At 53.1% G+C, this 12,342-nt stretch carries 10 protein-coding genes and 5 tRNA genes; 12 read left to right on the top strand and 3 right to left on the bottom strand.

Annotated features, from left to right (window positions below; genetic code table 11):
* The first annotated feature begins 289 nt into the window (after positions 1-289).
* From MYS68_RS39160 to MYS68_RS26505, 6 genes are all read left to right on the top strand, one after another.
* Entirely contained in the window at positions 290-1,996 is a 1,707-nt protein-coding gene (locus tag MYS68_RS39160; protein WP_420852163.1) for an outer membrane lipoprotein carrier protein LolA, read from the top strand.
* A gap of 472 nt (positions 1,997-2,468) precedes the next feature.
* Positions 2,469-4,115: an IS1634 family transposase gene (locus MYS68_RS26525; protein WP_248924599.1), complete on the top strand. Its 1,647-nt coding sequence runs from the start codon at positions 2,469-2,471 to the stop codon at positions 4,113-4,115.
* 397 nt (positions 4,116-4,512) lie between these two features.
* Positions 4,513-5,703, top strand: coding sequence for an alanine racemase (alr, locus tag MYS68_RS26520; protein WP_248928718.1), 1,191 nt, complete (start codon positions 4,513-4,515; stop codon positions 5,701-5,703).
* A gap of 229 nt (positions 5,704-5,932) precedes the next feature.
* Complete coding sequence (locus tag MYS68_RS26515; protein ID WP_248928717.1) at positions 5,933-6,214, top strand: CopG family ribbon-helix-helix protein; 282 nt, start codon at positions 5,933-5,935, stop codon at positions 6,212-6,214.
* 3 nt (positions 6,215-6,217) lie between these two features.
* Entirely contained in the window at positions 6,218-6,568 is a 351-nt protein-coding gene (locus tag MYS68_RS26510) for a type II toxin-antitoxin system PemK/MazF family toxin (RefSeq protein WP_248928716.1), read from the top strand.
* Positions 6,569-6,641: 73 nt separating this feature from the next.
* On the top strand, positions 6,642-8,864 hold the full coding sequence (locus tag MYS68_RS26505) for a Tex family protein (RefSeq protein ID WP_275983521.1): 2,223 nt from the start codon (positions 6,642-6,644) through the stop codon (positions 8,862-8,864).
* 81 nt (positions 8,865-8,945) lie between these two features.
* On the opposite strand, the gene cmpA is transcribed toward MYS68_RS26505, so the two are convergent.
* Positions 8,946-9,086, bottom strand: coding sequence for a cortex morphogenetic protein CmpA (gene cmpA, locus MYS68_RS26500; protein WP_248928715.1), 141 nt, complete (start codon positions 9,084-9,086; stop codon positions 8,946-8,948).
* Positions 9,087-9,175: 89 nt separating this feature from the next.
* Entirely contained in the window at positions 9,176-9,529 is a 354-nt protein-coding gene (locus tag MYS68_RS26495; protein ID WP_248928714.1) for a hydrolase/acyltransferase, read from the bottom strand.
* Between the two features lie 147 nt (positions 9,530-9,676).
* Here MYS68_RS26495 and MYS68_RS26490 point away from each other — a divergent pair, with 147 nt between their 5' ends.
* The 3 genes from MYS68_RS26490 to MYS68_RS26480 all read left to right on the top strand — a co-directional run bounded on the left by MYS68_RS26490 (position 9,677) and on the right by MYS68_RS26480 (position 10,345).
* On the top strand, positions 9,677-10,153 hold the full coding sequence (locus MYS68_RS26490) for a SprT family protein (protein ID WP_248928713.1): 477 nt from the start codon (positions 9,677-9,679) through the stop codon (positions 10,151-10,153).
* A gap of 18 nt (positions 10,154-10,171) precedes the next feature.
* A tRNA-Asn gene (locus tag MYS68_RS26485) sits at positions 10,172-10,247 on the top strand.
* Positions 10,248-10,257: 10 nt separating this feature from the next.
* Positions 10,258-10,345, top strand: a tRNA-Ser gene (locus MYS68_RS26480).
* A 571-nt stretch (positions 10,346-10,916) separates the two neighbouring features.
* Here the strand turns inward: MYS68_RS26480 and corA are convergent.
* A complete protein-coding gene (gene corA / locus MYS68_RS26475; RefSeq protein ID WP_248928712.1) occupies positions 10,917-11,846 on the bottom strand; it encodes a magnesium/cobalt transporter CorA in 930 nt (309 codons plus the stop codon).
* A gap of 162 nt (positions 11,847-12,008) precedes the next feature.
* Between corA and MYS68_RS26470 the strand changes: the two genes are divergently transcribed.
* From MYS68_RS26470 to MYS68_RS26460, 3 genes are all read left to right on the top strand, one after another.
* Positions 12,009-12,083 (top strand) — tRNA-Glu (locus MYS68_RS26470).
* Between the two features lie 42 nt (positions 12,084-12,125).
* A tRNA-Lys gene (locus tag MYS68_RS26465) sits at positions 12,126-12,198 on the top strand.
* A 12-nt stretch (positions 12,199-12,210) separates the two neighbouring features.
* Positions 12,211-12,293: transfer RNA gene (locus tag MYS68_RS26460), tRNA-Leu, on the top strand.
* Positions 12,294-12,342 lie beyond the last annotated feature (49 nt).

Genomic DNA, 12,342 nt, shown 5'->3' with positions numbered 1-12,342 from the left:
ATATGCGGATGGCGAAGAAGGGCATTAGATATTTATAAATAATTGGTAGCAGTTTGAAATTTCTCATTCATGTCATGTATAACAAGTACGGAACCCAATCAAGAGCTTTATCGGTTGTATAACGTATTAAGCAGAACGGTATACCCTTGTTTTGGAGGATTTTGTAAAATCACCATTCTATCCAAACATAAGGGTATATTTTTTTAACCAACCTTGTCTGCATATTTGTCCAAGTCCCCACATAGACATGTACCAGTGAATATTAATTGTCGATGAAGGGGATGAGGAAATGCGCCGGGCTACATGGATGGTAAGCATCATGATGTGTTTGGCTATTGTGCTCGCAGGGTGCGGAATAGGCAAGAAGGATTCCGCCGGAGTTGTCAAGGATTTGGATCGGGTGATGAACAAGCTGGACAGCTACCACGGTGCGGGGAAAATGACGCTGCATACGGGGCTGGAGCCGCAGGAGTATGCGGTGGATGTGAGCTTTCAGGCTCCGCATTATTACCGGATTTCGCTGACAAACGAGAAGAAGGATATTACGCAAATCGTGCTTCGGAATGATGATGGGGTGTTTGTGCTGACGCCGCATTTGAATAAAAGCTTCCGCTTCCAAAGCGATTGGCCGGAAAATCAAGGCCAGGTGTATTTGTATCAATCGCTGGCGCAAAGTATTTTGATGGATAACGAACGTCAGTTTACGATGGATAAGGATTCGTATGTTTTTGATGTACAGGCTAATTACCAAAACGGGTCCTTGGCTCGCCAAAAGGTGTGGCTGAACAAGAAGGATTTGGCTCCTACTCATGTTGAGGTTTCGGATGCGAATTCTAATGTCATGGTGATTGTGGACTTCAAGGAATTTGAATTTGGCAAGAAGTTCGATAAGGATTCCTTTGACATGCAGCGAAATATGACAAGCTATAACATTCAAAAGTCGATGCCGGCTGCGGCACAGACGGGGGATGGGGCATCAAAGGATGCAGGCGGAGCGGCGTCCGGTAAAGGTACGGATGCGAAGGCGACAACAGGTGCCGCGAATAGCAACAATAACGGTACCGCCGGGCAGGCCGGCAAGGGTGACGCAAATGGTGCTGCTGGTGCGAATGCACAAACAAGCAATGGAGCAGCCAACCAAAGCAATGGTACCGCAGGGCAGGCCGGCAAGGGTAACGCAAATGGTGCAGCCGGTGCGAATGCACAAACAGGCAATGGAGCAGCCAACCAAAGCAATGGTACCGCAGGGCAGGCCGGCAAGGGCAACGCAAATGGTGCCGCCGGTGCAAATGCACAAACAGGCAATGGAGCAGCCAACCAAAGCAATGGCACGGCAGAGCAAGCCGGTAACGGCAGCAGCGGCGGGAAAAATCAGGCCGGCGGTACGGCTTCGAATGGCTCTGCAGCGAACGGCACGGCCGGGAATAACTCGGCGACCGGTGCGGGAACGACGGGCTTGGCTGCTGGGGCAGGAGCTGCGGGGAACAGTTCTGCAACAGGTGGTGCTTCAGCCAAGGGCTCCACGAACGGGGCGAACGGCGCAATAGCGGGTTCGGCAGCAGGTGCAACTCCGGGCGGCGCGACAGCAGGTTCGGCAGCAGGTGCAACTCCGAGCGGCGCAACAGGTAGCGACGGATCCAAGGCAACAGCGGCCAAGCAGCAATTTGGGGTTATTGAGCCGACGTACATCCCAAGCGGTGTGAAAAAGCAAGATATCCGCGACATGAAGCTTGGAGAAGATCAAGCTGTGCTCCTGCGCTATTCCGGCAAGTTCAATTATACGCTGGTGGAGTCGATGCCGCAGGCTCAGACGGTTTCCTCGCTTCCGGGCGACATTGTAGATTTGGGCTATACGCTTGCCGTCATCACAGGCGATTCGAAGAAAACGTTGACGTGGACTTATGATGGGGTCGAGTTCAGATTATCCACCGGCGATTTGCCGCTTGATGAGATGATCAAGGTGGCGCAAGCCGTGCAGGGCCAGGTCGGAAAGTAAAACGGAAAACTCGCTGCAGACCGGAGTGGTTATGCGAGTTGGGAGGCCAATCTCCAGTGCTGCTAGTTCTTGGCCATCGCAAGCACGTTTATCACACGTATGGTTATGCGAGTTCGAGGCCAATCCCCAGCGCTGCGAGATTTTGGCCATCGCAAGCACGTTTATCACACGTATGGTTATGTGGGCTCGAGGCGCTGCGAGGACGTACGAAGCCCGGGAGGGCCTTCTAATGGCTCGTGAAGCGCGAAGTCTCTCACGGGGCTTAAAACACCCGGGTTCGACAGTAACCCTCGAAAAGTAGGCACCCTTTTGGGTGCTGTGGACAACTGAAATCCAGATTTGACGCGGCTTTTCGGACTTTTCCACAGGCACTACGACGCGAAAAAATCCAAAAAACTGTAGGCACTAAATTTTTGTGGATAATTAGATATTTTTGTTGCATTTCTTGTAGTATATATTATATCCTGTAGATATGTATATACGAACAATCTCTCGTAAAAATAAAAACGGTTCGATCACCCGTTACGTACAGCTCGCCCATAATGAGCGAAATCCTGTGACCGGAACTCCACAAGCGAAAGTCCTGTACCATTTCGGCCGCGCTGACGAACTGGACATGGAGGGCTTGAAACGTCTTGCCGCCAGCATCCACCGTTTTATTGGCGAGCCGCAAGCGCCCTCTCCATCTTCAGCGCAACCCGCTTCGGTTACGCTCCTTAGCAGTCGTTCGCTGGGCGGCGTATGGCTGCTCGATCAACTTTGGAAGAAGCTTGGTATCGGCGAAGCGATTACACGACGACTTGCCGACCGGGAATACCGCATGCCGGTTGAACGCGCCATCTTTGCCATGGTGGCCAATCGGGCGCTGGCACCAAGCAGCAAGCTGGCGATTGAAGATTGGGTGGATCGTGAAGTGGTCATCCCGGACCTTCCGGCGTTTGACGTGCAGCATGGCTACCGGGCAATGGATTTTCTGCTCACGTCGGAAGAAAGCATCCAGCGTGAAGTGTTCCATACGGTAGCGGATTTGCTGAATCTGGAAGTCGATCTGCTGTTCTTCGACACGACCTCCACGTATTTTGAGACGGAAGAGGACGACGAAGACGATTTTCGCAAAACCGGTTATTCGAAAGACCATCGCCCCGACCTTCCGCAGGTGGTCATCGGTTTTGCTGTCACGCGTGAGGGCATCCCGATTCGTTGTTGGGTGTGGCCGGGCAATACGTCGGATATGAACGTTGTGCCGCAGGTGAAAAAGGATCTGATCGGGTGGAAACTCGGGCGTGTGATTACCGTCGTCGACCGCGGTTTCTCCTCCGAAGACAATCTGCGCGTACTGCAACAGAGCGGCGGCCACTACATTGCCGGGGAGAAGATGACGTCGGGCAAGCCGACCGTCGAAGCGGCACTCGCGCATCCGGGACGTTTCAAAACGATCCGAGACAACCTGGAGGTCAAGGAGATCGTCGTGGGGGATGGCGAAGCGCGCAAGCGATACGTGCTCGTTCGCAATCCGGAAGAAGCAAAGCGGGATGCCGCCCGGCGCGAAGCGCATCTGGAGCAGCTGCGCACGGAGCTTGCCCGGTTGAAGGAACTGGACGGCGAAGCGCATACCGGGGCACACTGCCGTCTACACAGCCATCCGACGTACAAACGGTATCTCAAGACCGACAAGCGCGGCAATCTGCGTATCGATCTGGCCGCCGTCAAAGCGATGGAGCATCTGGACGGCAAATACTTGCTGCGCACCTCTGACGACACCTTGTCCACGGAAGACGTGGCACTCGGGTACAAGCAATTGCTTCAGGTGGAAGCAGCGTTTCGGACACTCAAGCAATCGCTGGAACTGCGGCCGGTCTACCACCGGAAAGAAGAACGGATTCGCGCACATGTCCTGCTTTGCTGGCTGGCCTTGATGCTCATCCGGATTGCAGAAAACCAAACCGGTCAAACGTGGCGCGAGATTCGTTCGCTCATGCAGACGCTGCATCTGGTTGAGTACCGTTTGGATGGTGGAAAGCTGCGGCAACGGACGGAATTAACGGACGAACATCGGGCAATTGTTTCGGCCTTGCAAATCGCAGAACCCCAGCAAATATGGGATATTTCGCTCTCTTGACCCCCAAAAGATGTAGGCACCACACGTAGTTATCCACAACTGCCGCATCCCTTGTCCCGCTTGGGTTTGAGACGGATTGTGCATCTACCGACTGTCGAACCCGGGAAACAGGCGTGAGATGAATGGCTGCTATAAAATAACGCATAAAGTCTGGACCGGCCGTTTAATTGACTGCGGAGCGGGGATTGACGACAAAATATGAAACCAATCCGCCACTGGCAAAACAAGGCACCTCGGCAGCCACTTTTTTCGCATAATGTTCATTGACAGCACTATAGGAACGGATTAACATTAGTGAAGGGAAGCGCCTCTATAACCCGAGGGCTTCCCTTCCGAATTTTTTGCCCATAAGGGAGAAATTCGTTCAACGTGACGGACTGACGAAGAAGGTGAGGAAATGGATCCGTTTTACCGGCCGACGCGGGTCGAGATTTCGCTTGATGCGCTGCGGCATAACCTGCGGGCCTTTCAACAGGTCCTGCCGGAGCATATCAAGCAAATGGCTGTGGTCAAAGCCGATGCGTACGGTCATGGGGCTTACGAAGTGAGCAAGGCGGCCCTGGCGTGCGGCGTCGAATATATAGCGGTGGCGTTTTTGGATGAGGGGCTGGAGCTACGGCAGGCGGGGATTACGGCGCCTATTCTTGTGCTCGGCTATACGCCTCCGGAAGGCGTTGAGATTGCGTGGGAGCACGATATTACCTTGAACGTGTACTCCCTTAATGTGCTGGAAGCGATCGAAGAGCTGGGGCGGCAGGGGCTTTTTCAGCTCAAGCCATTGAAAATCCATATCAAGGTCGACTCCGGCATGAACCGGCTCGGGCTGCCGACGGAGGCGGAGGCGATCGCTTTTATAGAAAAGGCGCTGCAGCTGCCGGGAGTTGAGGTGGAGGGGGTTTTCACCCATTACGCTTGTGCGGATGAAGAGGATAAAACGTACACGAAGCAGCAGCACGAGCGGTTTCGGCGGGTGGTGCGGCATTTTGAAGAGAAGGGCGTACAGTTTACGTATGTTCATGCCGGCAACAGCGCCGCGGCGATCGATACGCCGGAGCTGACGTTTAACATGGTCCGGCTCGGCATCAGCATGTATGGGCTGTATCCTTCGGAGGAAGTGAACCGCCGGCGCATTGCGCTGGAACCGGTTATGAGCATCAAGACGGGCATCGTCATGCTGAAAACAGTCCCTCCGGGCTCCGGGGTGAGCTACGGCGTTACGTACTTCACGCAAGGGGAAGAGACGCTGGCTACACTCCCTATCGGGTATGCCGACGGGTTTTCGCGTATGCTTTCCGGCAAAGTGAGTGCGCTCGTTCAGGGCAAGAGGGCTCCGGTCGTTGGGAGAATTTGCATGGACCAATGTATGCTGAATGTGACGGGTTTTTCCGATATTCATATGGAGGAAGAAGTGGTCATTTTGGGCAAACAGGGGGATGAGCGAATTACGGCTGAGGAGCTGGCCGGGCTGCTGGGGACGATCAATTACGAGATTACGTGCATGATCTCCCACCGTGTACCGCGGGTATATACCGATAACGGCACCGTCGTGCAGACGGTTAATCCGCTGCTTAAGCATAAAAATGGATAAAAACGCAATCGAAATCCTAAAGAATTATTTACCATGGGGCAAAGTGAAACATTTCGAAAGGATTTTCCGTTTTTGCCGCGAATATGTACTTAGTGGCATATGCCTTGATACGGAGATCGTATAACATATTTGCAATACCGAGTGCATATATTTATTCTTGTATAAAATTGCTTGATCTAATCCATAATGGTAATATTGTTTTGGGTATTTTTGTGGGGGTGCGAGACGGGTGGCCAATGCTCAAAATACGAAACGAATCATGATCAGCTTGCCGGACTATTTATTGCAGGAAGTCGACGGCATCGTGGAAAAGGAGAACTCCAACCGCAGCGAATTCATTCGACAAGCGATGAAGCTGTATTTAATGGAGCGGAAAAAGCGCCACCTGCGCGAATCCATGCAGCGAGGGTACATGGAAATGGCGAAGATCAATCTGCATATGGCTTCGGAGGCATTTTTGGCGGAGGAAGAAGCGGATAACACTCTTGACCGTTTAGTTAGCGGGGTGTAACAGTTGATTGTCAAACGTGGCGATGTTTTTTTCGCAGATCTTTCACCGGTCGTTGGTTCGGAACAAGGAGGGGTTCGGCCTGTCCTTGTGATTCAGAATGATATCGGCAATCGCTTCAGCCCGACGGTCATCGTGGCGGCGATTACGGCGCAGATTCAGAAAGCGAAGCTGCCAACGCATGTGGAGATCGATGCGGAGGTTCACGGCTTTGACAGAGATTCCGTCATCCTGCTGGAGCAAATCCGAACTATCGACAAGCAGCGGCTCACGGATAAAATCACTCATCTGGATGAAGAGACGATGCGGAAAGTTGACGATGCCCTGCAGATCAGCGTAGGACTGATTGAATTCTAAAAGATGATTGGAGGCGAGGGTGCTGCAGAGTCCCTCGTTTTTTGATGTTTACAAATAGGAGAGGATGAAGCTCATGTCGAAGGAACAGGTCGAAGCAGTTGAAACGTCCGGTGCGCAACATGAATTGACGGAGGAAATGAAGGCCGCCATTCAGGAGCGGATTTTAAAGCAGATCGCTGCGGAGCTGCAGCTGTCTCCCGGCAAGGTAAAAACGACCGTAGGCCTCTTGGACGAAGGAAATACGATTCCTTTTATCGCGCGCTACCGCAAAGAGATGACAGGGGAGCTCGACGAAAACCAGCTGCGCGATATCGAGGAGCGCCTGAACTATTTGCGCAATCTGGAGTCGCGGAAGCTGGAGGTCATCCGGCTGATCGACGAGCAGGGGAAGCTGACGGACGAGCTGCGAGCCTCGATCGAGCAATCGGTCAAGCTGCAGGAGGTCGAAGACCTGTACCGGCCGTACCGGCAAAAGCGCAAAACGCGGGCGAGCGTGGCCAAAGAAAAAGGTCTCGAGCCGCTGGCCGAGTGGATCATGAGCCAGCCCCGGCAGGGTAATCCGGAGGCGGAGGCCGCTAAGTATGTGAACGCCGAGAAAGGCGTTCAGACGGCCGAGGAGGCGGTTCAAGGCGCGATGGACATCATCGCCGAAAACATCGCCGACGACGCCAAAGTGCGGGCCTGGGTGCGCCGATATACGCATGATCACGGCATTCTTCATACCGAAGCGAAAAATAAAGAGCAGGAATCCGTGTACGAAATGTATTACCAGTACTCGGAGCCTGTCCGCAAGCTGCCGCCTCATCGGATTTTGGCGATCAACCGCGGAGAACGCGAAGAGGTGCTGAAGGTAAGTCTCGAGGTGCCGGTGGAGAAGATCCACGAATACATCGGACGCCAGTACATAAAAGGCAATTCCGTCGTCAAAGACACGCTGCTGGCTGTCGTCGAAGACGCCTACAAACGGCTGATCGCGCCTTCGATCGAACGCGAGGTGCGGAATGAAATGACCGAGAAAGCGGAAGAAAAAGCGATCGAGGTATTCAGCGCCAACCTGCGCAACCTGCTGCTGCAGCCGCCGGTAAAAGGCAAAACGGTGCTCGGCGTCGACCCGGCGTATCGGACAGGCTGTAAAGTCGCCGTCGTCGACGATACCGGCAAAATGCTCGAGGTGGCCGTCACTTATCCGACCCCTCCGAACAACAAGGTAGCCGAAGCGAAGCAGAAATTCAAGCAGCTCGTTGAAAAATACAACATCGATACCATCGTCATTGGCAACGGGACGGCATCCCGGGAAACGGAGCAGTTTGTCGCGGATTTTATCGGCGAGATGAAGGGACGCCGGCTGCAGTATTTGATCGTGAACGAAGCGGGAGCGAGCGTCTACTCCGCATCCAAGCTGGCGCAGACGGAATTTCCGGATCTGGACGTTGCGGAGCGCAGCGCGATCTCGATCGCGCGCCGTCTGCAGGACCCGCTGGCCGAGCTCGTCAAAATCGATCCGAAATCCATCGGTGTAGGTCAATACCAGCATGACGTTTCGCAAAAACGTCTGGAGGAAAGCCTTGGGGCGGTCGTCGAGTCGGCGGTGAACCATGTCGGCGTCGACGTCAATACGGCGTCTCCTTCGCTTTTATCGTACGTCTCCGGCATCAACAGCACTTTGGCGAAAAACATCGTCAAATTCCGCGAGGAAAACGGCAAGTTCGTAAGCCGCGCCCAACTGCAAAAGGTGCCCCGCCTTGGGGCGAAAGCTTTTGAGCAGTGCGTAGGGTTTCTGCGCATCGGAGAAGGCCAAAATCCGCTCGACAATACGCCGATCCATCCGGAGTCGTACGACGTGGTGGACAAGCTGTTCAAGGAGCTGAAGCTGGAGCTGTCCGGGCTCGGGTCGGATCGGCTGAAGGAAATGCTGCAAAATATCGAGCCGGAGCAAATTGCGCCGAAGCTGGGAGTCGGCGTCCCTACTTTGCGCGATATTATCGACAGCTTGCAGCGTCCCGGACGCGATCCGCGCGACGAGCTGCCGAAGCCGATTTTCCGCACCGACGTGCTGCAAATCGAAGATTTGACTCCGGGCATGGAGCTGAAAGGGACCGTGCGCAACGTCATCGACTTCGGTGCGTTCGTCGATATCGGGATCAAAAATGACGGACTCGTCCATATTTCGCAAATGAGCGATTCCTATGTCAAACATCCGATGGATGTCGTATCTGTGGGTGACACGGTTACCGTGTGGGTGCTGGGTGTCGATCTCAAAAAAGGCCGCGTCAGCCTGACGATGAAAAAGCCTTGAGCTGTAGGGCAGAGCCGCTTGAAAAGAAAAATAGAGCATGAGATAGATTCGTTCTACTCTCATGCTCTATTTTTGTCGTGTTTAGGATTGAAGAGAAGATTCCTCCGCGGAACCGGTTTTACGGGTCCGGTAAAAAAACCAGCAATCGTTCAAAAGTCGAATTTGCCGGCGGTTTTTATTTTGAAAAGCACGCATCAATTGGTTGCATAACCATTGCGGCATCGCGCATAACCCCTTCCCACCCCAGCTAGTTGGTATTAGCATATGGGAAGGTGGGCCATAAAGTGCATGTCCCGGCAATTATCCCGGGCCTAGACCAGCTCTTCTTCCTCGTACCATTGCTCGAGCTGGGCCTGGAGCGCCCGAATCTCGGTAAGCAGCGAAATGAGCGGGTATTCCTTCTCCCGGATGGAGGAGAATGTCCGCTCGAGCTGATTGATATAATCGAGTCCGCCGGTCACGGCGTATTTCGGACTTACGATCTCGAGCTGATCGAATTCGGCGATAACGGCAGGCAGGCTCGGCACATTGCCGGCGGTCAGCTTGCCGAGTTCTTTATGAAGCCGCTGATTCAGGGCGGTCAATTGATACATGTGGGAGGAAGGCATTTCCACAAATTCGATGGATCCGTTCAGCTCCAGCAGGGCATAGCGAAATTTGGACATGTCGGGTACCTCGCTTTTTGGCGTTCGAAAGCTTTTTCTACTTGACAGTGTAGCTCATGATCGGGTTAAAATTCAAGTGAGAAGCACAAATTGACGCATTGCGAGTTCCGGGTTTATGAATGGAACCGATATAGGTGGGGGAAACTGATGGATGACCAGGAGCTGCAGCAATGGGTGGAACGGGTATCGCTCGCGTCGTTCGGAAGACCGTTTCAGCATCGGGCGCGGTTTAACCGCAGATTGCGGGCGACGGGAGGAAGATATTTTACCCGGTCTCACGACATTGAAATCAGCTGGCAGCAGTATACGGAGTACGGAGCGGAAGACGTAGAGAAGATCATCAAACATGAGCTGTGCCATTATCACCTTCATTTGCTGAAAAAAGGCTACCAGCACCGGGATGCCGACTTCAAGACGCTGCTTGCCCAGGTGGGGGGGACACGCTTTTGCAAAGCGCTTCCGACCGCGGCAAAGCGGAGAGAGCCCTACCGGTACAAGCTGGTGTGCAGCAGCTGCAGAACGGAGTATTTGCGCAAGCGGAAGCTGGATCCACGCAAATATGCATGTGGAAAATGCAGGGGGAAATTGAAGTTGCATACTCTTGACTTGGCCCATAAATCGTGATAAATTATTTTTACGCTTTCCCCGATAGCTCAGTCGGTAGAGCACTCGACTGTTAATCGAGTTGTCACAGGTTCGAGTCCTGTTCGGGGAGCCATTATCGTCTTGGAGAGATACCCAAGTGGCTCAAGGGGACCCTCTGCTAAGGGGTTAGACTGCGTAAGTGGTGCGAGGGTTCGAATCCCTCTCTCTCCGTATCCGCAAGCAAACAGAAACCGCCGGAAGGCGGTTTTTTTGCGTTGCGGCACCGAGCCAGAGGGCGCCGTTGCCGGGATAACGGGACCATAGCGGAACTATCGTTCGCTAAGTAGGCCAATATCGGATATTCTCTCGAAAATTAGCGGAGCTCAGGTGATCTATTTACCTGATTACCCGGGCCCGGTACAAACACCATTTTCCACCGATTTAGCGCACCCCAGTTTCTCTATTTTTTTCGAAGCGCCCGTTTATCCGAGAATAGCGAACGTGGGCTCCGCTATGTTTGTATTTTAGTAGTTCGGTCTGTCAGCCGATCGGGTAGTAAAGCGTGTCCGACCCCAATTTGGCGACAGCCAAAACGGGTCGGACATAGGCAAGGATGAGACACTCATAAACTCCTTGGGCATCGCTCCAAAAGTGCAGCGTGCCCGGCATAGGATTTTTTTCCGAAGGCAAAAAATCCATGCCGGGCAAACGCGAACTAGCAGCGAGCACTCCCTCCATACGGGCGGGTCCAGGGCGCCTGAGCGCCTGGGGTCCCCCGGTGGGGGGATTTAGGGGGACGCGCTTATAACCACCGCTTCCAGCGAAAAATAAGCCACATGCCCACGGCCACCACAAGCATGACGATCCAGACGTACAAATAACCGAAATCCCAATTTAACTCGGGGATGTTCTTGAAGTTCATGCCGTACAGCCCAACGATAAACGTCAGCGGCAGGAAGATCGAGCTGATGATCGTCAGCGTCTTCATGATCTCGTTCATGCGGTCCGATTTCATGCCCATCTGCAGCTCGAGCAGACCGGAGAGCGATTCCCGGAACACATCAAGCGAATCGATCACCCTCGAGATGTGATCGTAAATATCGATAAAGTACACTTCGCTGTCCTGTGTCATGTACGGAAAGTTTTGATGGCTGATCGTTCCTAAAATCGTTTTTTCCTCGGCAACGATGCGGCGCAGTCCATGAATCGTCCGCTTCAAATGAAAAACATCCCGGGATATCCGGATATACGGATTGCGGAAAAGATTGCGTTCCATCTTGTCGACCTTGTCTTCGATATGATCGGTAATATCGGTGTAGTCATCGACGCAGCGGTCGAGGATACGGTGCAAAATTTGCCCCGGCTGAGCCATGCGGTCGCCGGTCTGCAGCAATTCCGCCTCAATCTCCGCAAAAAACGGAATCTCCTTGTGCGTGACGGTGATGACAAAATGAGAGCCGATGACGATGCCCATCTCGACGGGGGACAGGCTTTTTGGCGCGATGGCAAAAAAGGTAAGCAGGATGTGGTCCTTGTACCGGTCCAGCTTCGGCCGCTGGTTCAGCTTGATGCAGTCTTCGATGACCAGCGGGTGACAGCGATACCAGCCGAGCACGCGGCTCACCTCTTCCGGAGACGCTTGATGCAGGCGAATCCACACAGTTTCCTGCTCGCGGGAAGGACGTTCGGGTTCTTCGGTCACCCGGCCGGTTTCTCGGTTATAAATGAGCATATATGCCCTCCATGAAGTTCTTGTTTCGATATGTTTAGCATATCACAAGCTTATATTTTTTTACCAAATCGACGAAATTTGAAAAAAGGCTTGTCAACCTGAAGAGGACCTGCTATAATAACACTTGTCGCTTTCGAAGGACGCCCTCAGTTAGTACGACGTGGCCCGTTGGTCAAGGGGTTAAGACACCTCCCTTTCACGGAGGTAACAGGGGTTCGAATCCCCTACGGGTCACCATTTTTTATTTATGGGATAAATAATTTATAACATAAACAGTTAGAGCCATTAGCTCAGTCGGTAGAGCACCTGACTTTTAATCAGGGTGTCGTAGGTTCGAGTCCTACATGGCTCATGTTAATAGCTTGCGGTTGTGGTGGAATGGCAGACACGCCATCTTGAGGGGGTGGTGGGCGTACGCTCGTGGAGGTTCGAGTCCTCTCAACCGCATCGACATGAAGAAAACCTTGCTGGGGAGCAAGGTTTTTTTGCTATAATC

The organism is Paenibacillus hamazuiensis, assembly GCF_023276405.1.
GTDB classification, from domain to species: Bacteria; Bacillota; Bacilli; order Paenibacillales; family NBRC-103111; genus Paenibacillus_AF; species Paenibacillus_AF hamazuiensis.
Note: the sequence above shows the minus strand (reverse complement) of the source record. Positions and strands in the feature narration are given on the sequence as shown.